This is a genomic window from Paenibacillus sp. NPDC055715 (assembly GCF_053617595.1).
In genome coordinates this window covers 42,412-66,783 of record NZ_JBSHGA010000010.1, presented here as the reverse complement: position 1 = coordinate 66,783, position 24,372 = coordinate 42,412, and the positions used below count along the sequence as shown (strand labels likewise).

General features: G+C 47.9%; 18 protein-coding genes. 3 read left to right on the top strand and 15 right to left on the bottom strand.

Going from position 1 to position 24,372, the window contains the following annotated elements; genetic code table 11:
* Positions 1–32: 32 nt before the first annotated feature.
* From ACWGOO_RS17245 to ACWGOO_RS17210, 8 genes are all read right to left on the bottom strand, one after another.
* The gene (locus ACWGOO_RS17245; protein ID WP_452485387.1) at positions 33–500 is read right to left on the bottom strand and encodes a MarR family winged helix-turn-helix transcriptional regulator; all 468 of its coding nucleotides are present in this window, start codon (positions 498–500) and stop codon (positions 33–35) included.
* Between the two features lie 229 nt (positions 501–729).
* Positions 730–3,540: a GAP1-N2 domain-containing protein gene (locus ACWGOO_RS17240; RefSeq protein WP_452485385.1), complete on the bottom strand. Its 2,811-nt coding sequence runs from the start codon at positions 3,538–3,540 to the stop codon at positions 730–732.
* Positions 3,537–4,802: a TRAFAC clade GTPase domain-containing protein gene (locus ACWGOO_RS17235; protein ID WP_452485383.1), complete on the bottom strand. Its 1,266-nt coding sequence runs from the start codon at positions 4,800–4,802 to the stop codon at positions 3,537–3,539. The genes ACWGOO_RS17240 and ACWGOO_RS17235 overlap by 4 nt, the downstream gene beginning before the upstream one ends.
* A gap of 16 nt (positions 4,803–4,818) precedes the next feature.
* Positions 4,819–5,472 carry a beta-mannanase gene (locus tag ACWGOO_RS17230; protein WP_452485381.1) on the bottom strand — a complete coding sequence of 218 codons (654 nt, stop codon included), beginning with the start codon at positions 5,470–5,472 and terminating at the stop codon, positions 4,819–4,821.
* Positions 5,473–5,489: 17 nt separating this feature from the next.
* A complete protein-coding gene (locus tag ACWGOO_RS17225) occupies positions 5,490–6,779 on the bottom strand; it encodes a vWA domain-containing protein (protein ID WP_452485380.1) in 1,290 nt (429 codons plus the stop codon).
* A 46-nt stretch (positions 6,780–6,825) separates the two neighbouring features.
* Positions 6,826–9,192: a transcription initiation factor TFIID gene (locus ACWGOO_RS17220; RefSeq protein WP_452485379.1), complete on the bottom strand. Its 2,367-nt coding sequence runs from the start codon at positions 9,190–9,192 to the stop codon at positions 6,826–6,828.
* A 3-nt stretch (positions 9,193–9,195) separates the two neighbouring features.
* Positions 9,196–12,585 (bottom strand): tubulin-like doman-containing protein, encoded by a 3,390-nt coding sequence (locus tag ACWGOO_RS17215; protein ID WP_452485377.1) that lies wholly within the window; start codon positions 12,583–12,585, stop codon positions 9,196–9,198.
* Positions 12,586–12,609: 24 nt separating this feature from the next.
* Positions 12,610–14,412 carry a vWA domain-containing protein gene (locus tag ACWGOO_RS17210; RefSeq protein WP_452485375.1) on the bottom strand — a complete coding sequence of 601 codons (1,803 nt, stop codon included), beginning with the start codon at positions 14,410–14,412 and terminating at the stop codon, positions 12,610–12,612.
* A gap of 445 nt (positions 14,413–14,857) precedes the next feature.
* Here ACWGOO_RS17210 and ACWGOO_RS17205 point away from each other — a divergent pair, with 445 nt between their 5' ends.
* On the top strand, positions 14,858–15,775 hold the full coding sequence (locus ACWGOO_RS17205) for a hypothetical protein (protein WP_452485373.1): 918 nt from the start codon (positions 14,858–14,860) through the stop codon (positions 15,773–15,775).
* Positions 15,776–16,019: 244 nt separating this feature from the next.
* Here ACWGOO_RS17205 and ACWGOO_RS17200 read toward each other — a convergent pair whose 3' ends face one another.
* From ACWGOO_RS17200 to ACWGOO_RS17175, 6 genes are all read right to left on the bottom strand, one after another.
* A complete protein-coding gene (locus ACWGOO_RS17200) occupies positions 16,020–16,697 on the bottom strand; it encodes a hypothetical protein (protein WP_452485371.1) in 678 nt (225 codons plus the stop codon).
* 95 nt (positions 16,698–16,792) lie between these two features.
* Complete coding sequence (locus ACWGOO_RS17195) at positions 16,793–17,923, bottom strand: bifunctional cystathionine gamma-lyase/homocysteine desulfhydrase (protein WP_452485369.1); 1,131 nt, start codon at positions 17,921–17,923, stop codon at positions 16,793–16,795.
* Position 17,924: 1 nt separating this feature from the next.
* Positions 17,925–18,848 carry a PLP-dependent cysteine synthase family protein gene (locus ACWGOO_RS17190; RefSeq protein ID WP_452485367.1) on the bottom strand — a complete coding sequence of 308 codons (924 nt, stop codon included), beginning with the start codon at positions 18,846–18,848 and terminating at the stop codon, positions 17,925–17,927.
* Between the two features lie 151 nt (positions 18,849–18,999).
* Positions 19,000–19,170: a hypothetical protein gene (locus tag ACWGOO_RS17185; RefSeq protein WP_452485365.1), complete on the bottom strand. Its 171-nt coding sequence runs from the start codon at positions 19,168–19,170 to the stop codon at positions 19,000–19,002.
* 147 nt (positions 19,171–19,317) lie between these two features.
* On the bottom strand, positions 19,318–19,617 hold the full coding sequence (locus ACWGOO_RS17180) for a DUF6509 family protein (RefSeq protein WP_452485363.1): 300 nt from the start codon (positions 19,615–19,617) through the stop codon (positions 19,318–19,320).
* Complete coding sequence (locus ACWGOO_RS17175; protein ID WP_452485362.1) at positions 19,611–21,578, bottom strand: ATP-dependent DNA helicase; 1,968 nt, start codon at positions 21,576–21,578, stop codon at positions 19,611–19,613. The genes ACWGOO_RS17180 and ACWGOO_RS17175 overlap by 7 nt, the downstream gene beginning before the upstream one ends.
* Before the next feature lie 482 nt (positions 21,579–22,060).
* Between ACWGOO_RS17175 and ACWGOO_RS17170 the strand changes: the two genes are divergently transcribed.
* Positions 22,061–22,930 (top strand): DUF421 domain-containing protein, encoded by an 870-nt coding sequence (locus tag ACWGOO_RS17170; RefSeq protein ID WP_452485360.1) that lies wholly within the window; start codon positions 22,061–22,063, stop codon positions 22,928–22,930.
* Positions 22,931–23,029: 99 nt separating this feature from the next.
* Here ACWGOO_RS17170 and ACWGOO_RS17165 read toward each other — a convergent pair whose 3' ends face one another.
* Complete coding sequence (locus ACWGOO_RS17165; RefSeq protein WP_452485358.1) at positions 23,030–23,359, bottom strand: antibiotic biosynthesis monooxygenase family protein; 330 nt, start codon at positions 23,357–23,359, stop codon at positions 23,030–23,032.
* 136 nt (positions 23,360–23,495) lie between these two features.
* Between ACWGOO_RS17165 and ACWGOO_RS17160 the strand changes: the two genes are divergently transcribed.
* Complete coding sequence (locus ACWGOO_RS17160; protein ID WP_452485356.1) at positions 23,496–24,365, top strand: LysR family transcriptional regulator; 870 nt, start codon at positions 23,496–23,498, stop codon at positions 24,363–24,365.
* Positions 24,366–24,372: the final 7 nt, after the last annotated feature.

Below are 24,372 nucleotides of genomic sequence, written 5' to 3'. Positions count from 1 at the left end.
ACCCCTATCCGGGCAAACTTATATATATCTGTTCAAACGTGTTCAGTCGCAGGACGGTAATCGTGAAGTATTTTTTTCAACAGACCCCGAAGAGTCTCTGACTCCCCCACAGATAAGGTTTCGCCTACCGAGCTTTTAATCTGCTCAACTGTATGCTCAACTACCTTGTGAATTTTCAAACCTTCCTCAGTCAAATAAATCTGCTTCATGCGCGCATCTTGCGGGTGACTTTTGCGTACTGCCCAGTTTTTCTTAACGATCCCGTTCACCAGACTGGTCACGCTTGATTTATCAATAAGCAGCAACTTCTCCAAATCCGTATTGGTCACTCCAGGCGACATTGCCAGTACATAAAGCGTCTGCGATTGCGAGGAGGTAAGCCCCAAAGGACGCAACGCCGTCTCAATTTCGCGCCGGACTGTAGTGAAAATCCATTTAATTAAATACATCATGTTCTCTTCCTCCCAGGGAAGACAAACGGGATACACTTCACTTCCCATGTCGTTACTAACCTCCATAATCATTTATTTTTTTTGGTTTGAATTCCAACTAATTTTAAACAGTCACCTAACTAATGTCAATACTTTAGTCGTTTTTAAGTACATTTTCTAGTTAAGCTTATTTAAAATCTTATGTATAGCAAAAGACGAGCCCAGTAAGGGAAGCCCGTCTCTTTGCTTGTTGGTTCAAGTATAATTGCTTGTACATGAAAAAGCATTGAAAAACAACTTAGTCAGCAGTTTTCACTTGAACCAGCGGGTACTCTTCTCCATCCACCGTAACTGTACTAGCATCATCTAGCTCCAGTCGTTGCCAAATAGTCAGCAGTGTGCGATAAGGATACTGCTTCAAGTCATACTCGGTTGGCGCGTCACCGGACTGTCTAGTGTTAGCTTTACTGGCTGCTTCCTTGTCGTTCTGTTCAGCAAGCGTAAAAATTTCGTATGAATGCTCCTGTTGATCCGCACCGACAATGACGAGCTTTTTAGGCTTAAACGCTGCCTGCTCCGCCGATGTTTGAAAAGCAAACAACAGCTTGATCATTTTCGTAGTCGTCTTGGTGTTAGGTACATGAGTCACAATCGCCGCAGGCTCTTCCTTTACGGGCACTTTAGGCTTCACTACAGGCTGCTGCACTGGCTTGGGTGTGGTGACAGGTGCGGCGGCATCAGAGCCGATAATCCCTGCTGCCTTCAGGCCGCCTAGCGTGCCAGCAATGACGACAAGTACGATCCCAGAAATCACCCCACCCTTGCGGAAACGACGAAGCGTTTTGACCAAAGACGTATCCGTATCACGCTTTGCTGTCAGATAAAAATTTTTAAAGACAGGCTTTGCGGGTTCAAAATATTGACGCCACAGCGTTTTTTTATGCAGCCCCTCGCGTCCTTCATTTTGAAAGAACAAAAGCAACGCACGTCGGTAGGCTGGTTCATAACCGCCCCGTGGCGTAGCAAATTCAGCCTGTCCCTCCGACCAGCGGATAAAACGATACATCGTATCGTTATCCTTCACCCATTTACGGATCGAGCTGACCAGACGGGCAAAATCCAATATTCCTTCGCCTGTGCCGTCAGAACGATAGAAGGCAGGCAGCAGACGGGCAAAATGGCCCTCCGCAAGCTGCTGGGGCAGCCAGCTGTAAGCCCAGTCCTGCACCTTTTCCACTTCGCCCGGCTCCAGACCCTCCAGCACTGACGGTTCTGGGTTCTCCGTGCTAAACCAATCGTAAGCCGCAATCAATCGCACCGCTTGTCCCTTGAGCGGAGCCGGCAGCTTCCCGACCCACTGCACCAAATCAGACCGAGTAAAGAACGGAATCTGTACGACCTGATCAGGTGAGATTTCCTTTAACTCCACTTCGGTAAGCAAATACCGATCCGACGCTTCTTGTAAGCGTTCCGTTAACCTGGATTGCTCCAGTGGAGAGAGTTTGCCCCCCGTAGAGCTAATTTTCCATTGTTGCAACCTTTGATGAATAGCAGCCACAGCCTCTACCGGATTTCTTTCGGCACGCAGTCTGCCCATTAATGCGGACTCAGACAAAAGCTGAAAATCAGCATTCGACGATACTTCAATATATCGGCTGCCCCATTCATGCACGACAGCCAACAAACCCTTCACATCCGGTGTTCTTTTCATCTGACTGTCCATGTAGGGAATAAACAGCATCTTCGTGAGCGCCGGATTACCCAGCACCTTCGTGAAATACGCCTTGCCCAATGAAGGATTTTCTTCAATTGTATGATAAATATAAGTGACAGCTTCCGTATTTTTGGCGGTATAGGCGTTATTCAGCGAGCGGATCAAATACTCCACCAACCGATTCTCGCTGCTACGCGCGTGAACTTTATAGTAATCCTTGAAGCAGTCGACCAGACCCACGTCAGGAATATATCCATCCTTCACCCGATCAAATTCATGATCAAAAAACGACAGAAACAAGTCATTCAGCAGCATTTTACGTGGCAACGCATCGGGAGAAGACAAATAGTCGGTCAAGCTTCTTAGCACGGAAATTCGCCGTTCGTTATATAGCCCGCGCTCTCCCTGCTCTATTTTGTACAACGTAATTAGCTCGTGATAGCTAGATAGCGTCAGATCACGCCCCGCCTCCATGCCTGTCAGCATTTGCTCGGCAAATTTGAAAAAATCGTCCGGCGTCCCACCATTCAGCAGCGTACGAGCAATCCAGTCAAAATATGGCTGTCTCACCTGCTCTGCATCCACATTGAGTACCCGCCCACTGTTAGTAAGGTCAAATACAAAATCCTTTTCCACATTCCGATCACCGGGACGCAAACTGAAAGGCTCAACAAACATCAAATGAATGCCTTTTCTGCTGTGTGGCTCCTTCGCATATGTAAGAAATCCGAGCCTGTTGCGAAATGCATAAGGCAGCGCCGCATACAACACACCCAGCAGCATCCTAGCTGAAGATGCTACCCCTTCTGCGGGAACATTCAATGCCACATATACCTTTTTACGGCCCGTGGCCGACATCATGACTGCATATAGAAGCTGCTTGAACGTTTCTTCGCCGATCTGCAATTGAGACAGCACCGCAGACGGGTCAACAGATGGAAATATGCTCCCACCCGGCAGACGCTCCAATTCCGGCAATTCCGTTCCTTGCTCAATATCATAAGCATCGACAAACGAAGTGTTCAGCCACTGCTTATAATCAGACGGAGATTCACTCTGCCCAGCTGGAATCATATAATTGTGCGTAAAAAAGGCACTCCGCAGCCCGGTAAAATCCGCTGCCTTGTAGATACTGCGTCCCAGCACCACGTCCCCTGACTCCGTCCGTACCAGATGCATGGCTTCCGGGTAGACGCTCTCCTGCTTCTCACCACGTGCTGTTATAGCAGCAGGCGCATCATACACACACAAGGGATGTAGCACCTTTTTAATAAAAGAAGCGTCCAGCCCCTTGGAATTGGCTACCGTATCGAAACCTTCTGTTGAACGGAAAATACCGCGCCGTTCCCGTGTGTACATCTGCTGTTGTATCAAATGAGAGGTAGAATAACTCACTGTGATTCTCTCCCCTCAATGTACTTCAGCTTGTAAAGCAACCAGATGAATGGCTCATCTACACGGATCGGACTAACTAGTCCTTGAAGCTTTTGCTCTACCGGATTGCTACCCAAGGCGGAAACCGCAAAATAGGCCGTATCTGTAAAATACACATCCATCGTGCCCTTAAACGGCTTATCCACCTTTTCAATGAACCGTCGAACTTCGCCATCAATGTTGGAAAACTCATCCAAATCCATATACTTCCGGTGCTCCATTGGATTAAAAATATTGCTGTTTGTCTTGATGTACGTGCCTTCTTCATCTGCCAGCGCAGTGAGCATGTCGCTTTTGGTCAAGACAATGGCGGTTGGAATGTCCGTCTTCCCTTTTTCCTGATACGCGATAAAATCACCGAACATCGTAAGCACGACATCACGCGGCTCATCATATTGCGAAACCCATTCGCCCGGCTTGTCGCCGATGTTGATCTTGATACGCTCCCGAATAGAGCGAATTTGCAGCGGATCAACCATAAACAAAATGCCCGCCGAGTTTTTAATATGCTGCCCGTGCAGACCCAGATAGTCCTGATCGACCATCCCCTCACCGGCGACATCAAAAAACACCAGCGTCAGTGGCGGCTTTTCCTCATCCTTAAACACAAACTGGAAGATAAAAGGCTCCTGCATCTTTTCTTTCTGTGTGGAGGTCAGCAGATCCCCACGCTCAAACAACGGTTCCTCATACATCGTACGGAACTTGCGGCTGATCTCTGCATTGAGCGGCATGCAAGCCGCATCAAAATGATCGGCCGTAACATGCTGCAACGTATGGATCAGGGAGGTCATATAGACGGATTTCCCCGCCTGCGAAGCTCCAATAATTGAAATAATATTACTCGGCACCTTGCCTGCGGTCACAGGCAACTCATTATGGCAATGCGGACACAATCTGCGACGTGTCAGCTCGCCGTAGCGATCCGTCAGACCTGTCAGTACATGATCCGAGTACAAACGATGTTCCTCAGGAACATCAAGGGGGTGAAGAATGGCCTCCATATCATGCACACTGTCCAAACCAAAGCGCTCCCGGTATTTGTTCAGCAGCTCATCCTCGCCCAAAGCGTAATTCTCGTCATCCTCACGGTGATGAGAAGCACGGAATACAACTTCCTCCGGGGAAAATTTACTAAAGCAATAAGGGCACACAATATCATAAAATAACGGCCTTGGCGCTGCCTGCGGCTTTCTTCTGAATAAATTGCTAAGAAAACTCATCGGTTGTGGCCTCCTTTCATTCAGGGACTAATTCATATACCGTGCCATATTTCTGGCCGTCCGTAAAAAACAGCCGCACATATTCATCTCCGCCTACTTCGACAGCGGGCAACACATTCCGTCCCGCAGCAAATGGTGCCGTGAACGGGTACAAGGTTCCGTCCTCCCGGTTCGCCGGATAGCCACCACGCTTTTTCACGTAGCAAAGCGCCTCCTGCGGAACAGGGACTTCAGCCGTCACTTGAATCTGCACCGTTTTGCGGCTACGAAGCCAGCTTTTTTTGTGGTGAACCGCATATCTGATTCTAGCTTTACCCGTGCTCAGCTCCAGTCGGTTAGCTCCATCCTGCTGACGGATCACAAAAGTATCTCCTTCCTCCCGTACAGCCGGATACACGGTATACCGAACGCGTCCAATGCCATCGATCCGGTCACGGTAGCTGCCAGCAGCCTTGTATTCCTCACGTGTGAAGAGTTTAAGGCTTGAAAAAGGTGGCAAAGCTTCGGCATTTTCCTGCCCGTTCACACCCGGATCGGCTAATTGTTTCGCAATATATACCACGGCGGCTCCTTCCGGCCATTGCCAGCGAAGCACAACCCGGTTGTCGTCAATTTTGTGGCTCAGCTCCGAAATAACAGGATCACCGGGCTGTGCATCCCTATACTGCATAAGTTCCGCCTCCCGTTCTAAAATCCACTGCTGCGTCGATTACGCGGCGGGCCTTCCGGCGCTCTTGTCCTGCGACCTGATGGCGCACCGGGGTTTCCTCCGCCGGAAGAACGGCGAGTATTTTCCGCAATCGGCAGCACGAGCGAGAAGACCGCGATCAGGGCCGCTAATACGAGCGCTGCCACCAAACGAATCATCAAATCACCGATGGGCGAGCCGGACAGGCCCTTTTCCAAAATAAAGCCAGCCAGCAATCCGGCAGGAACCCCGCCAATCGCGAAATTCCGCGCCAGAAAACGGTTATCGAACATCAGTCCGAGCGCCAATCCCAGCAGGACCCCAATAATTACCAGAGCGGTTACACGGTAAATGGCAAAATACACACTATCCTCATACTCACCTGTTCGCTCCGTTACCAGTGTACGGTCGCCGATTTTGTCATAAATTTTACCAAACGCCTGAGTAAGACCTTGTGCATTCGCTACATTGGAGTAAGTTCCACCCGTCATTTGGGCAATATTTTGCAATAATGCTATACCATCGGATTCAGCGAGCTTCAGACCGATCGTATTAATCGGAATCTGCCGGGCGATGTAAGGAGCCAATACCGTCTGAGTATCCAGCTCACTAAAGCCGTCAGACAGCATAATAACGAGAGAGCCCTTTTCTGCATTTCCCTGAGTTTCGATTTCCTTGATGGTTTCATCCAAAGCAAGACCGATTTCTGTGCCGCCTGTCATTAAGGTCTGCATGCTGTCGATTTTGGCATAAACGGCTTGCTTCTCCGCATCTGTGCCAATCGGGGTAAACGGCTGAACCAACTGCGCAGTGGACTCAAAGGAAACAATGGCTACCCGCTTGTCTCCATCCATTTGGCCGATCAGACTCTTGGCGGCCGTCAGGCGTTCATTATCGGGATCTGTTTGCTGCATACTTCCGGAATTATCAATGACCAGCACGAGGTCCTGTACGCTTTTGCGACCTTCCGGGTTCACCTGATAGCCCAGCTCCAGCAGCAGCCCTGCCACGAACAGCATCACCAGCGTAGCAGGCACCAGCAGCTTCCAGGACAGCCCGGAGTACCGCTGCCTCCATGAAGGCCCGTTCAGTTGTGGAGAAATCCATTCGCCGATCAGGCATCCCAGACCAATACACAGCGCCATGATGCCAAAATACAGCCCAACCACGATGATATGCGGCCAGTGCCCTATCAGTTTGTTGAGAACCAGCTCTCCAATGATGAAGCCCACTACAGCGCCCAGCAAGCCGAACAGCAGCAGGAGAACATTAAATTTACGCTGCTTCATAAGAATCGTTGCTTCCTTCCATAATTAAAGTAGGATAAACATGCTGCTACCGCAGTTCCGGCAGCCGATCCGCGTTGATCCCGTGAAACACGAAACCATTCGCGATGTATGTCTCATAATACGTCTTGCCGTTACGGTAGACCATCAGATCCTCCAGATGGAAACCACCCATCAAATGTAGCTTTTCTACCCCGCTGCTGCGGCGCTCATGCACAAACCCCAGCTTGTAAATGCGTGAGGTAATATCCACGTCCACCGCATAAGGAAGAAATTCGCCTTCGTAGTCACCAAAGAAATACTTTTCCTCATACCGATGCTCATGAGTGTAATCCAGCAAACGCACGTTAATGCCTCCGTTTTCCTCCAGCGTCTGGTACAGTTTTTTAAACAGCTCATCCTTCGGAACGACCAGCCGATTTTCATAGGCAGCAGCCACATTCGCCCGACGCAGCAATTCTTCCTCGAATGTCTGGTTAAACGGCTGTGCGCTAAGGATCAGGGTGCGACAAGTCTGTGTGAGTCGATCCACCAGCTTGGACGGACCTCCATCTAGCAAACTGGACACAGGGCCCATATGCCGGGCATCAAAAAATACAGCTTTTCCCCGCTTGGTTTCCAGCTCCCGCATAACATCTTCCGTCACACGCTCGTAATACTCAAACAGGTTTTGACCTGTGTAGCTGTCGGCCTGACGGACGCTGTCCGTTGCAGCCTGATGCAGATCACGCTCCAGATTGGCAAGCTGTACGGTAATATGCTTCGCCTGCATATGCCATTTTTCAAGAGCCAGCTCATAACGGCGAAGTAGCTCCAGGTCCGTTTGAATCCGCAGCATGTGCAGCTTGTGCCCATAGACCGTCTCGGTCAGGTAACGGATCAAGCTGCGCACATTATGTTTATCCATCAGCGGCAATCGTTGAAAGGGCTGGTCTTCCACGCGTCCGCTATACAGGGCATCCATCTCAGCAGCGCTGATCTGCAAATCATTGGACGAATCACGAATCAGTCCCCGAATAGCGGTAAGCACATTCCCAGTCTTATTCTCATCCGTCCAGTCCGTAAGCTCGAACAAACCGATCTCGGGGTGCTCCTTGGCAGCTTCGTTCACAGCCGTTTGCAGACGTAATTCCGCCTGAAAATCCGCCAACCGTTTGTGTACGACCCGTTCACAGTTATCGTGGAAAAAGGCTTCACAGCCCTGTCCGAACAAGGCTTCCTCCGCCTCGTGCAGTGTCATTCGCTTCAATGAGCCGTAGCTGGCGCCGCTGGTCATGAGACTGCTCATGTCTATAATGGCCTCATGACCAGGAACGAGGTCATTTCGTGTACGGCTACGCCCGGCAGCATCCAAACCGAAATAATCCAGCTTATCGCGTATATCCCATTCCTGCTCTGTTCTCATACGCGCCAGCAGTTTCACATAAAAGTGATGCAGCACCGTAAGCGCAATCGACTCATTAGGGCGCTTGACCCGGGAAAATCCAGCCGACACATAGCCCTGCCGCCCGGATTCCGTCATAATGTTGTTTTTAAACGATGTATTGTTGTATCCCCCATCTTGTGACCGATAGGAATCTCCCGCCTGATAACGGTTTTTGAGAAGCTGAATATGGCAAATGATATCACAGCTCTCTCGCAGGCTATTTATCACCGTTACACCACGTTCGTTCTTGTCGGACAGCACATAGACGAGATCGAACAACGGCGACGGAGCATGAGATACTGGAATGGTCAGTTTGTCCTCAGTCATATGCAGTGGCGCCGTGAACGTATAATCCGGACTTTGGATATAGTCCAGCTCTCTCATAAAGGCAACTGACGCTGCGCTGCTATAGCCAAATTGGGCTGTCTGATCGCTTTCGCTGACCAATACGTACAGATCCATCTGTACCGACTTAAAGGACTGCGCAAAAATGTATTCCGCCAACAACGTAATCTCGGGAACCAATACATTCATGGGATCATCGGCTGTCGTCAGGATGGACAGATGGACACGCTCGAACGAGGAATACAAACGACCGTAATCCGCCAAGTTCCCACTAGCCCGACGCAACGCGGTATTAAGCTCAATCAACTGCGCTTCATGTGTATAAAAAGCCTGATGCAAATCACGGCGTCCGGTTTTGTGGCTGCTTTCCTCCGGTACCGCTACTGCATGGACAATGGCATCCACCGAACGATCTACAGCGGCATGATCCTCCTGCGACCGGATGTGGATGTACGTTACCCCCGTACTGTTATCCCACTTGGTCCGGTTGATATTTGCAATGGTGTTCATCACCGGGCCCATACGGTCACCGATAAAAAGAAACACGGACGGGAAATGGATGCTGCTGCGTCCATCCCCGCTACCGATGAATTGATCCTCTGCGACTGCATAGTCAGCCGCATAACGTAACAGTTGCTCTCTCATACTTTACTTCAACTTTCTGCGGATATCGTTTAGTTTCCCGGACATTTGAGCGTAGAACGCATAGAGTTCCGCTCCATTAGCCAGCTCCACCTTTTCATATTCCAATTGGTTCCGGGCTTCCATGTAGGTTGCAGCCAGTTCATCCAGCTTCGCCAGCAAAGGCGTAATATCCTCGGACGAAGTCAGGACAGCATCACGACGATCCGCCTTGCGCATCAGAGCTGCATATTTTTTCTCCTCCAGACCACGGAAGTTCGTAAACACTTCAAACTCCACGTAATTACGGCTCTTCATGACATTGGCAAATGGCTCCCATGCCTCTTCCTCTTCGTCACGGTCATAGACGTACAATGCGCCTTTTTTCGTAATCGTGTCGGTATAGAGCGCCTGAATGAACTGATCCAGCCATTTTTCCTCATCCTGATATTTGTCCAGCAAAGCTTCCAGCTCAGCGGCCCTCGCTTCCATTTGGGTATACTTCGTCAGCTCTTCACGAACCACCTGCGTTAACTCCGGTGAACGGATCAGGTTTTCCTTCGCCATCTCTTCATTGATGCTGCCAAAGATGTCCTTACTTCCCGCCTGTTCCAGTCCTTCATCCAGCAGACGTTTCAGCTCAGACCAAGCTCTCTTCACCTCACCCAGATTCGGCTTGGATTCTTGCAAACGCATATCGTAGCCTGACAGCAGACCATTCAGATCCAGCGCACGTGAACGCAGCACAGTAAAGCGGCTGCTCGTATTCTGATCGACATCCTTCTCACGGATCACGCCAAGGGACTTGGCACGATCGAAGTCATTACGGATGCGGGCATTGTAAGCTTGCACACGCGAATTGACGTACGTTTCGCCCCATGATTTTTCAGGAATCGGCGATGGCAGATTGGTCCAGTTGTTCTGGCTCGTTTGCACCAGATGGCGGCCAATACCTTCGCGGTCGAGAATCGTTTTTTCATAGCTTTCTTCATACACCTTGAGTGGTGTATACACAAACAATGGCACACCATTGCGCGTATTGAGCCAGAAAATCCGGTTACGGACTTCGCTTTCCTTAATTGTAAAGTGTGATTTACCAATGGCATTATTTTGATAGTTGCGAACACCTTTCAGAATGTTAGGCGACTGCACCGGAACCGAGACAAAGCCCCATGACGGGAAGTACAGGTTACCGGAGCTATTGCTCAGATGGAACACAGGCACGGCCTCTTCATCCAACTTAGTTGCAATATAGCGCTCCACGAATTTTTCAATGGCCTCATCCTGCCCGTATTTCATAACGAGGAAATCCTCCATCGAACGAGTAATAAGATCACCGAATTTATCGGTCAGGAAGTTGGAGATGGAACTAATGATGTCAATATCCTGATCCTTCACCCAATGATCCGAATTTTCCAGCAACTCTTGGGCAAAATCACGAATCAGATCGTCACCGTCACGCTTATCCAGCAACTTGGTCACGACTTCGGAAATATCCGGCACACTGACCAGATTCCAATAGTACGTCTTGTTGCCTCTGTGATCGGACTGTTCTTCACCGTTAATCAGCAGATCGCCATTCTTATCAAAAATCGCGCTCAGTGCATTCAAAATTTCAGTAAATACATTATAAATGCGGCTGTTTTCCTTATTCAGCAGATCATACAGGTCTTCATAAAATTCAATAAGCTGCTCTGTACGTTCTACATCTGCCCGAAGCCAGTATTCATTGATTTTCGCTTCAATGTATGCATTTTTCTTTTTATCCTTGGACACGAATGCGCTCTTGGCATCGCCCAACTTTTCACTCGCCTGCTCACGCGCCCATTCGATATCCGTAGGGATACGATGCAGTGATTCACGTAGCGTCTCAATGTACGAAAGCAGCATTTTCAGCAAGCTAAAGCCCTTCTCGGTATAAACCATACGGGACACATAGAACGGCCCTTGCTCGGGATGCAGGAACATCCGGCGAATTTGGTCGGTAAATTGCCCCGTAATTTCACCCGGAAGCTGCTTCTTCGCCTTGATATATTCCTCGCGAGCACGGGTCAGGAACGTCTGCTCCAGCTCGGTATCCATATTGACAACTTGCATTTTGACTACATTGGTGTAGCTTAATCGTTCACTGTTTTCAAAGCCCGGCAGCGGCTCGGGTACACGGGATTCGAAGTTTTTGATCATGCTGTCGAGATCGACACCCAGCTTGCGGGCGAACTTCTCGACATCCTCTTGATTCGGCGATTGCTCGAACATTTTGGACATTTTGCCAAACATCCGGTAGGCCAGATATGTTGTCATTTCCTCCATCGGCAGTACCGCTGAGGAAGCTCCGATAATATTGTAATCGTAGTTGGCAGGATATGTCTTGTTCATTTGTGCAATATTGGTACGAATGTTGCTGATATAGTCATGAATGGCAAACTCTTCGCCCGACTGCTTTTCCTCACTCGCCATAAAGTTGGTAATATTCTCAGCGGTGACATTCATGCAGTAATCATAAGCATTTTCCAGCAGCTTGCCTTCTGTATTGGTGGCCGAAATGAGATGACATAGATTAAACGGCGGCAACGGTGAGTTTACGGTCAAAATGTTACCGTACTGCTGCTTGAACCGTTCACCGCGGCTGTCCACATTCATCCAGTAGTCCAGCTCTTTCAGCGCGGCATAGCCGTTCTTTTTAATATATTCACGTGTATGCTCGCTCAGGCTTTTGTTCGCCAGATTAATGTCCGGCGTAAACAGATACCCCAATGTATTTACACGGTCTACACCTGCGGAGCCGTAATCGCGCTCAATAATCCCACGGACGATATACGAGATATCGAGGAAGGTACCGCTACCCGTACCGCCGGACAAACCGGACAGCAGGAACACCATCAGCTTCTTATTGGTGCCTTCAGACAGGGTTTTAATTTTCTTGTCAATGCTTTGCACGACTTGATTGATTTTGGTGAACAGCAGCAAACGTCCAGCCTGACGAACCCCTGCCGCCCCGTTCATGCCATCCGTAATACTCAGCTCGGGTGATAGCCAATCCGTAATGTACGGCTCCAAAATGCTGCGATTTTGCAGCAACCCGCCGATTTCCGCATTGGACAGCAGTACAAACTCGTTGATCGGGTCCAAGCCAATCCCTTTATATTTTTTGTTTCGGTCCTGTTCATTCGTTTCAAAAGCGAGAAATTCCACGTTGTCCGGCTTCTCGCTCTTTTTCTTGGAAACCGGATCTGCTGGAAGCTTGAATCTGCGGTTAATTTGATATTTCAAACGGAGTAGGGCATCAATCCCCGTCCCTCCGAGTCCGATAATCAAAATGGGATTATCAATGGTATCAACCCTGATTTTATCGCTTACGATCCCTCCACCGAGTGATACGTCTAATTGTTGGATATGCTCTCTAACTACTGGTTTCATAGCTTTGACCTCCTAAGGGTTCGTTTAGCTGTTTACTGAAATGAATTCCAGTAAAATGGTTTTGTCCACACTCGCCAGCGGGATCGTCAGACGATCGCCGTTTTTCAGTTCAAGGCCATTGCCTGTGTCTACAGCGCGCCCGGATTTTTCAATCGTAATCTCCGGAGTGCTACGCACCATGATGCGGTCCTGATTGGCTGGCGTGAACACCACCTTATCGGTTCCGGCAAATTCCGGTGCCAGTTGCAGCAACTGGTGCAGATTGAATTTGCCACGGAAGGTGTTCAGCTTTTTGTATTGCGGATACGTTTTTTCGCCGGTATTTTCATCCCGAATTTCCAGAACGATTTGTCCGACGAAGCCACGATTGGCTTTTTTGACAGCCTTCCAGATGAAGTAGGCTGCGATCAGCAGAACGACCAGTCCCAGTCCCAACAGAATGAGGGGTAGCAACTTGGACTTCTCGGCAGGTGCTGCTGGAGATGTAGTGCCCGCATTAGAGCCACTACCCGCCGCAGCTCTGGCACTGATGGTCACAGGCTGGGTTTCACGGTAAAAGCTCTTTTCCTCTGCTCTGACGGTCAGTTCGTAGTCATGCTCATCCGGTATCGTATAGGAGCCGGTAAAGGCGTTCCCCTCATTCTTCAATGGAACCTCATTCGTTGTACCGGAATCAAGGTCCTTGACCTTCAGAACTGCATTCATATTTGCATACAGTTCCTGATCCTGAAGCTGCTGGTTGTTACTCGTCAGGTAGGAACGAATTTGGACTGCGTCACCTTTGTTGTAAGCTTTGGCAGGCGGTACGTCCAGTTTCAGTTCCAAATCATAGTTGAATACCAGATTAATATCAATCTGATCCTGCTGGACTCCCTTGACCTGGAGCTTCCAGTCGCCAGCCACAGGCTTGAGGAGCTTAATCAGCGAGTAGCTTTTCGATTTGGATAGCAGTACATCACTTGAAGGAATCGGCTTGGTGTTACCCGACGGGTCTATCAGTCTCGCATCCACCGGCTTGGAGGACATAATCGAAATGTTAGCCTCCATCACGCTATCGTTCGGTACAGTTACCGTAACGTCCTGATAGGTGCCGTTCGCTGTAATGGACTTCAAAGGAACAACCTTCAGCTTCAAATTGCTGGCGAAAATTTCACTCAAGATGTTCGGCAGATCATCCGCCGAGCTTGTAATAAAAGATTTACCGCCCGTTTGCTGCGCAATGTCTGCGAGCTTGTTTTTATTCAGTTTTCCGTCTGCATTCAAACCGATGGTGTAGATCGGAACGCCGCTATTTTTAGCTTCGGCCACAGCCTTCGCCATATCCCGATCGGATTGGCTTTCTGTTCTACCCGTCGTTTTATTTAAATCGTTGTTACCATCGGCCAGCATGACGATCATAGGCGCATGTCCTGCTGTCTTGCCATCCTGCAAAATGCGGATCGCTTCCTTGACACCCACGGAGGTGTCAGTATACGCCCCCCGGTTCAGCCCGTCAATGAACGACTTTAGTTCCTGCTTATCCGCTTCGGACGTAATTTTAAGCAATGCCTTCTCACGCTGTACGACATCCGTATACGCTACAATGCCGACCTTGTCATTTTGCGTCGACAGCATATCAATGAACATTTTCATGGCTTCATTGCCAATTTTGCCTGGATCACTGGTGTTCATGGAATTACTCACATCGACAACCAGCACCGCATCCACCTTGGAGGCGGAGGTTGAAGCGGCATTCGCCGTCTGCGGCTGCCATGCCGAAATTGAGGTCATGATCATTGCACATATGATTCCGATGACCAAAAACCATTTTCTGTCTCTACTAAACATCGCTTGTACCCCTTTGCCGGTTAGTTCTCATTCTAAAATACAGTTGTACTCCCCTACTATTAAATTATAATGAGTTTTACATGAGAGCCAGCTGAAAATGATGCCCGAATAGCCTGAATACAGCCAAGAAGCCTATTATACCGCGATATTTTACCAATATCCTGAAGTAATGATATAATTATACCTCAACAAGAGCAATCGGGCACCAGCCTTCTCCTTTATACGACAAAAATAACAGAAGCGAAACCCGCCCTAGTAAAATATCGCTGTAAAAATCTGAGCAGAAAGAGGAAGTACACTATGATCTCATACGGATGTTTGGCGATTTTGTTTCTTTTTGTCGCCATCAAATTAATCATTTACTCTATACATAAAAAACGCGCTCCCTTGATTACGCAAATGAACACTGAGCTTCTAGCCCTGCTGAACCGGAGAAGTGATCGCAATGAGTAGTGCCAAACAACCTGTACAATTTCGTCCGTTTATCCACACTGAGCATGCGTATCAAAAGCTGCGGATCTGCAAGCGTTGCGGACAGTTCACTGCCCTATGGGAAGAGGAATGTACGTCATGCGGTCGGGATGCGCTGGTTCCTGTAGAGCAATATGCCAACCGCAAAGCCAAACTTTATTTTCATAAGGACCTCGCCTTCAGCATCGTGCTGCTGGCCGCAGCCGTTTTTTTCGGCCATTCACTCCAACAAATGCTTCTGTGTGGTATCGTCGGTGCGCTTCTCCTGCTTACCTTGACGCTTCTACAGCAGCGTATTTGCCTCTATGAGCAGCGCAGGCAGCTTATACGCCTGTTCAGAGGCCACATAGAGCAGATTCAAGAGGGCCTGAACATCAATCATAAAAACGCGGTTGCCCTGCGACAGCTCAGTGAGCGTGTCTCCTATGAAATGCTGCGTGAGATTGCCATACTCATTCACAACGACCGGATAAGGCTTCAACAGGTCGCCTTGCTGCAATCTTTTGTTCTACGCAAGGATATGGAGCTAACGCTCGACCCTCTCCTGATCAAAAGCTTTGAACCGCTTATGGTCAGATATATCGGAGAGATCGCCAGATTAAATCGCGAGCTAATTAAGGATCGGACGTTGCGTTACGTGACCTTTTATGAGCGTCGCATTCTGGAAATGGCAGGAGGCGAGGATATTCTCGTCCGTGTTGCCAGCGCGGCTGTCCGTAAAAAGCGCTACGTGGTCACGCACGCCGGTTTTATTTCCAGATATGTGCGCAAGCTGCCGAAGGAACGAGTTCAGCGTTTATATCATATCATTCAGGAGAATCCTTATGAACCCTTTGGCGATTTGGCCGATGAGGTCAAGATCGTATATCTGATGGAGCAGTACAAAAACTGATCTGTCCTAACGCCCTTCTATATATGACGCCATTACAATGACAGACCACTGCAATGAAGCAGCAAAAAACCGTCAGGATCGCCAGCGTGCCTCCGGACGGTTTTTAATTACGGTTTTTTAATTACGGCTTTTGGATCAGCCCTGCAGCTTTTGCTGCGCATGATTTATGGAAGTGAAATTAAAAGCACGCACACCCTTGCTGTCATACACGATAATATCCTTTCCAGAAATTCCATACGTTTCGCTACCCCGTGAGGTGAATGATAAATTCATCAGCGTGGACAGCTCTGATATCCAGATCACCCGTTTTGCTCAATTCACCGTACAGCTCGGCGTATTCCTCATTTTCATCCACTTGCGTCAGCTCCAGCCAATAAGCACGTTTATGTCTCCCCCGCTCCGTTCGGTAGGCAATACACTGAGGTACCCTCACTCTCTTCCATTGCATAAGCCAGCTCAGTACACCGTCCAAAAGCCTCAGTTCATGCGTGTCCCAATGGTTGGCCCACCGTTCCACCACTCCTTTATAAGGGTCGGATGAAAGCTCGGTTTCAGGAACCGTCCAAGCCATATGAAAACGTATATTACGCTCTACGAATTCCTGATGCAGTTCCGCCACATCTGCACTATCATAAATATGAGTTCCACTAATCCGAATAGAGCGAGCTTCACCGGGAATAAAGGCTGCAACCACCACCACCGTGTGATCGCCTTCATCCAGAACCAGGCGAAAAGGGCCAGCTTCCGCATATACCAATATGCCGTCCACCCAAATTTGCCCCGTTCCCTCGAACGGCCTGAAAATCACTTCCTGTGCTGCGGCACATCGGAGATTCGAAACCAGCAGAAGTCTTTCTTGCTCAGTCAGGGACGAAAAGACGTCTAAATTCAATTCGGCGTTCCGGGGGTCCAACTCGGTCAAAAACCGACACGTCGCCTTTGCGTACTCCTTTCTGCTTCCAAAAAAAGAGGCCGCCTCAGCCGAGGCCACCTCTCATGATCATTACGCTTATTTTCTTACAATGCTGCCTGCAAATCTTCGATCAAATCTTCCAGGTCTTCAATCCCAACCGAAATCCGCACCAAACCTTCGGTAATGCCTAGCTCTGCACGACGTTCTACCGGAATGGAGGCATGCGTCATACGTGCCGGAACACTAATCAGACTTTCAACCGCTCCCAGACTCTCAGCCAGTGTAAAATATTTCAGTTTTTTCAGGAGGGCAACCGCGTTGGCATCGCTACCTACATCAAAGGAAATAATGCCGCCATAGCCTTCGGCCTGAATTTTGGACAGTTCGTGCTGCGCATGGCTTTCCAGTCCAGGATAGTACACTTTGCTAACCTTCGGGTGTTTTTCCAAAAAGGCAGCAATTTCCTTCGCATTTTGCTCAATCGCTTCCATACGCAGACCCAATGTTTTAATACCGCGGATTAATAACCAAGAATCCTGCGGGCCGAGAATAGCGCCAATGGCGTTTTGCAGAAAATGAAGTTGCTCTCCCAGTTCGTCGCTGTTCACAACAGCCAGACCGGCTACAACATCGCTGTGGCCACCCAAATATTTGGTAGCAGAGTGAATGACGATATCGGCCCCAAGTGTAATTGGCGTCTGCCAATAAGGGGTAGCAAACGTATTATCGACGATCAGCAAAAGGTCATGTTTTTTTACCAGCTCCGAAACTGCGCGGATATCCGTAACTTTCAGCAGCGGGTTTGTAGGCGTTTCTACATACAGTGCCTTCGTATTCGGACGAATCGCTTTGGAGATGGCTTCCAAGTCAGTCGTATCCACGAATGTGGACTCAATTCCGATCCGACTAAGCACTTTGCTTACAATGCGATAGGTACCTCCGTATACATCATCAGTCAGCAAAATATGATCCCCTGCTTTAAACAGTGAAAATACCGCATGGATCGCCGCCATACCTGAACCGAAAGCAAAACCGCGTTTTCCTTCCTCCAGCTCCTTGATCAGTTCCTCCAGTGCAAACCGGGTCGGATTGCCTGTGCGCGAATACTCATAACCCTTATGAACGCCGATTTCCTCTTGCTCATAAGTGCTTACCTGATAAATAGGGACGTTAACTGCACCTGTATGCGGATCGGTAGGGAGGCCGCCGTGAATCAGCTTGGTTTTACGTTTCATTTTATATCCCGCCTTCATATATTTTTTTGCTCAGATAGCGTTCGCTGCTATCTGGGAAAATGGTGACGATATGTGCACCATCCGGTGCGTTTTCTGCTTCCAGTAAAGCCGCATGTAATGCCGACCCGGAAGAACTGCCAACAAGAAGTCCTTCACGCGATGCCAGCTCCTTGACACGGTCAAACGCATCAACGTCGCTAATCGTATGAATAGCATTAAAATAACCTTTATCCACAAACTCAGGAATCAATTCCATGCCTATTCCTTCCGTTTTGTGCGAACCCGATTCTCCGCCGTTCAAAATGGAACCTTCCGGCTCCACGATTACGGTTTTTATGGATGCATTTTGTTCCTTGAGGTAACGCGAGGTCCCCATAAAGGTTCCCCCTGAACCTGCTCCTGCTACAAATACATCTACTTTTCCGTCCAGATCGTTCCAAATTTCCGGTCCCATCGTCGTGTAATAAGCCTCTGGATTATCCGGATTGCTGAATTGACGCGGCAAATAGGCATCTTGAAATTCAGCTGCCAACTCCTTCGTTTTTTCGATGGCTCCCTTCATCCCCTCACTTGTCGGGGTATGAACGATGCGTGCTCCCAATGCCTTCATCAGGTCCTGTTTCTCTTGGCTGAACTTCTCAGGCACAGCAAAAATAACCGAGACATTATAATGAAGAGCTGCCATTGCAAGACCAATACCTGCATTGCCTGCTGTGGCCTCAATTAAAGTTCCACCAGGCTTCAACTGTCCTGTTTTCAAGGCTTTTTCAATCAGAGCCTTGCCCACCCGGTCCTTCACGCTGCCGCCGGGATTCATAAACTCCAGCTTGGCAAACAGACGAATTCCTCTCGGTAGAGAATAGCTGTTCAGTTCTACCAGCGGCGTGCGCCCGATTAATTCCAGGGTATTATGATATACATTCATGATTTCAAGCTCCTTTAATGGCGAGTCCTAATAAACAAATGTTCAAAAAATAGCGACCTATTGCCGGAGAAGTTCGCTATCATCTCCGAGTAAACACAGTAATACGGTAAGTATTGACGCAATAAGATTTTATGTGTATTTGGAGCTTTTGTCAAATGACATCCTTCACAGCACTAACACCCCTGACCTTCTTCCCCGATATGATAGATGGTGTCAATTCATTAAAATAACTGCTGTGTATTTTGCTCTCGCTGCGCTGTTTAGTATGATGATTGGCGTATCGGGCGATTACAACCTGTCCAGCGTTCAGTCTCATATTCATTTGCTCGGTTGGACGGCTCTCGGCATCATAGGTTTAATCTATGTGGTCATGAAAAAAGGGAGCCTGATAATACCAGGACTCCTTTACATACGTTTGTATTCTTTTAGGTTGTTCGTTATACGATGGCTTCCACAGCCAAGCGTTCTGTTACGTTACGGCTCCATCCTGCACATGCTCTTTGCAGAAGCTCTCGACAGCCTGCAACTCATCCTCTTCCAATTCAAGCTCGATGTAACGGTTCGTTACTTTTTCAATCAGCTCATACTTCAATATTCCTGTTTTCTCTTCGTCTACTAAATAAAGCGTACGGATATACAGCCCGTTTTCAGTATAGAGCTCGTCGTCCTCTTCAACCTCTACATCAATCATAAATTCATAACGCTGCCCACTCAAAATACCAAAAGCGTCTTTAATCTGATCTACCGTGTACGATGTAAAATTTAACATGTCTTCATTCCCTCCGGATTTCCTTCGATTACAGTGCATTCTACGCCCGCAGGCAGTAGTTGTAAAACCTGTGTGCGTACTTCTTGGCGGTTCAGATCCTGACCCATGATGGAGATCCAGCCTCGATCATTACGCGAGCGAATTAATCGCCCGATGCCTTGTCTGAGTCTGAGCGCCATGTGAGGCATATCTATCTCCATAAACGGATCTGTCGCATCCTTGCGCAGCGCCGTAAAAACCGGATCATTCGGAGGAAAAGGCAGCGACCAGATGATGACGTGAGATAGAGACGGGCCGGGAATATCCAGTCCTTCCCATAACGTAACAGCACACAAGACGCTTTCCTCATCATTCTGAAAAGATGAGATCAGATGGCTGATTTCAGCCGATCCTTCGTATAAAAAGCGATAGCTGGATGCCTGAGGATAAGCCGCGAGATCCGTTCTGAATGTAATCAGTTCCTCCTGTGAAGGAAACAGGATAAGCGCTCTTCCTTGCGATTTCTCCAGCAGAGCCAGTGCTCTCTCAATGGGATCATGCCCGGGCTGCAACGGGTACAATGTCGCTTTCATCTGATCGTTGTAATCATACGGTGAAGCAACGGAAAACGTGAGCGGATTCTCAATACCGAGACTTTGCGCCATATAATCAAAGGAGTTCTCCACGGAAAGCGTAGCTGAGGAGAATACAATCGGTATATGCTGTGCAAATACCCGTTCTTTGAGAATCTCTTTTACCATCTTGGGCATAACCACAAGCGTTAATCCATCCTGATCCTCCATCACCCAAGAAATCAGGAGTTCCGGACGCTTAAACAAGGCCAACGCCGTCTGAATCATTTCCAGATGCTCTTCCACGATTTTGACCTGGTACTCATCCAGAGAAAATAACCCACTCTCGAATACAAGCTCTTCCTCAATCGTGCCGATCAGTTCGCCAAAGCGGTTTACCTCTCGAATCAGCGACTCATTCAAGGTAAACTCCTTGCGATTAGAACCCTGTATAGGCTGACTGTTCTTATCGAGCTCAGCGAACAAAGCCTCACTTTGAGATATCGCATCTTCAATCGTCATTGCCAGAGATTCTCGCACCTCCCCCTCCAGCAGACGGGTAATAATGGCCTCGAATTGAGCGTGCTTCAGCTTATAAGTGAGTGCATTCTGCGCCGCTGTCTCCAGCAGATGTCCTTCGTCAAAGACGACAGAGCTGTGCTCCGGCAGTAACGGCAGCTGGCCCTCACGCTTTCTCGCTTCATAGGTCCATACATGCTCCATATAAAAGTCATGAGAGCAGATCACCAGATCTGCCGCTTTGCGATAATGATCGCGGGACAACGTCTGTCCACAACGATGCCGCTGATGGCAAACGAGACAATCCTGAAAAACATCCCAGCCCAATCTGCTCCACTGTCCGTCCGTTAGCTCGGGATACTCTTTGCGGTTCCCGTAAGGAGTAAAGATCTGTAACGTATCCGGAAAATGGACAAAATCCGGCAAGTCCTGATAGATATCACGGAACACATCCGCGTCCTCATCCAGTCCGCTTCGCAACTCATCCAGCTTGTTCAGGCAAATATACTGATCCGGCGACTTCCCTAGTCGGGCATCAATCGTCAGGCTCAAATGCTTCGCCAGCTTGGCGATATCTCCCTCTGGCTTCACCAGTTGTTCAATCAGAGACTCGTCCGCACAGGCGATAATCGCAGGCTTTCTCATGTACCGGGCATATGCAATAGCGTACAGGAGGTACACCAGCGTTTTACCTGTGCCCACACCTGCTTCCGCAAAAATCGTTTTCTTTTCCTTATAGGCACGCTCCAACTGGAATGCCATATAAATTTGTTCATCCCGAACCTCAAAGCCGGCTTCAGGCAAAACTTCATAAAATACATCTGCAATCCAGTCACTTGCCTGCTCAATAAACGGCTTGGACGGATCAAAGGCAAAAGGATAAGTAGTCAATCGGGCTGTGCCTCCAATTCGTTCATAATGTGCATCCTTTCATTATAACGCAAAACAACCTAAAAAGAACATGGAAACTGTGCGAACAGCTTACATTTTTTTATTTCGCTATGAAATTCTATAAAAGAAAGGACATCGGGGTTCATTTGTGTGAAGACGCTACGCTGCAAACGGCTATTATATTAGAATTTTGTAGGCTTCGAAGCAAGTCCACTTGCGATTGTCGTGCCTAAGGACTTGCCGATTGCGATTCGGGCTGGGACAGCGCCAGAGAGAAGTATTTTAACGGCTACCCTCTGCTCGCCCTTTTCCGTCAATCGCCTGCGTAATAGGCATTGATAATGCAACGATAGAAAATTTTAATATTATTTAAGCTGAACGAAAAAAGAATACTTGGAGTTTAAACAGACCTTAGTGCGGACATGCTTGGAATACCAGCACACTTGCAGCGAAATGAAGTGAAATGAAATGAGGTTGAGTATATGCAGGATTGGGCCGAGGTTGCTATACGCACATTAATGGCTGTCGCTGTATTATTTTTAATTACCAAAATTCTCGGGAAACGTCAGGTATCTCAGCTTTCCCTGTTCGAATACATAACAGGAATCACGATGGGTAACCTGGCCGCTAGCATTCCTATGGAGCGAGGACCCACTTGGTACTTGGGCTTTGTAGCCTTGGCAGTATGGGTCCTGACAACATTTGTGATTGAAATATTGCAGATTAAAAGCAAGAAGGTTAGGGATTTTGCGGATGGAAAAACTAGAACCTTGATCAAAGACGGCAAAATTTTAGAGGATAATTTGAGAAAGGAACGACTTACGCTGGATGAGCTCATGGAGCAATTGCGGAGTAAAAATGTATTTAAGGTATCTGATGTGGAATTTGCCATTATGGAGACCAGCGGTGAGGTCAACGTACTGCTGACCAAAGACAAGCAGCCTGTGACGCTTAAGGATCTCAATATGCTGCAGTTACCGGAGAAGGAACCAACAGCCATTATTATGGATGGACAAGTCATGGAGCAGCAAATGGCATACATGGGAATTACGCAACAATGGCTGGATGCAAAGCTGAAAGAAAAGAGCCTGACGGTTAAAGACGTATTTTTCGCGCAGGTGGACCCGCAAGGAGATGTATACATTGACCAATACAGCGATAATGTGCAGATGTCCAAGGTACAAGACTCTAATCAAGCCGTGCTGACGCTATTGGAACAATGTACGACGGAACTGCAAAAGCTGGCGGCGGACTCCAGTGAACAGCAAAGAAAACAACTGTATGAGCAATGCTCCCAAAGTCTGAAGGAAGCCATACAGGATATGAAGCCAATCAACTCTGCCAATTCCTGAGCATCTCATATTTTAAGATCTGAAACATCCATAAGGGAGCACTTTCAAAGCCACAAATGGCCATGAAGATGCTCCCTTAAACTTATAGATATCTTTACTTTACATTTCAAAAAAATAATCCCGTTCCACCTTACACACTCTAAGGCCGTAGCTTTTATACCATTCTGCTTTTCCTTTTTCCTGTGCGACTTGGTGCGTTTCATGTTGCTTCCAACTTCTGATAGCGTCTAAAGACTCCCAATACGAGACGGTGATGCCTACTCCTTGTGAATCCCGAACACTTTCCGCTCCTAAAAAACCAGGTTGTTTAGCAACTAATTCTAACATTTTGTCACCCATTTTTTCGTATCCACGATCTCCTTCGTTACGTTCAGAAGTAAAAATGACCGCATAATAAGGCGGCTGTGGAGTTTTAGCAATTGAGTCCATGTGTACCGTACCTCCCAAGAACAAAATAAGTAACCTTTCTATAATTTGATTATAATTATAATGATTAAATAAAAAAAATGAATTTATATGATACGATACATGAATATATTTCATATAAAGTAGGAGTGAACGCAAGTTGTTTAAATATAAGGTTTTTCTTAGTGTAGTTGAAATGGGAAGTTTCACAAAGGCGGGGGAAGTTCTAAATCTTACACAATCAGCAATTAGCCATGCCATTTCTGCTTTGGAACATGAAATAGGGTTGACACTCCTGATCAGAGGTCGTTCAGGCATCAGATTGACCAACAACGGAGAAAGATTGATGAAGCACTTCAGAGAGATTATACAAATGGACGAAAAGCTCTATCAAGAGGTAGCTTCAATTAAAGGATTGGAAATCGGAACTGTAAAAATAGGTACGTTCTCAAGTGTATCTATTCATTGGTTGCCGCGTATTATAAAAAAATTCAACGAGCAGTTTCCTCTTATTGAGCTGAAACTGCTCGATGGGAACTACCATGAAATTGAAAGCTGGTTAGTCAACGGAGAGGCTGATTTTGGCTTCGTAAACCTACCCACGTTAGACACGTTAGAGGCGCTGCCACTAAAAGAAGAAAGAATGCTTTGCCTGCTTCCTTCTAATCATATTCTCGGGGAGCAAGCCGCTATTCGTGTGGATCAGCTCATAGATGAGCCTTTCATTATGCCTGTTGCAGGCTGTGACACCGATGTGCGAAATATTTTTTCACAGCATAACATTTCACCGAAAATCAAATATGAATTAGAGGATGACCATGCCATTATGGCCATGGTACAGAACGGCTTAGGTGTGAGCATTCTTCCTGAAATGATCTTATCACACATTCCTTATGACATCTCTATTCGACCTTTGGAGGGAAAACATTCCCGCACCATTGGTATCGCTACCGCTTCTTTAAAGAATGTTTCTCCAGCCGCCAAAACATGTATGGACTTCATTGCTGAATGGATCACTAGGTCCATATGACAATACA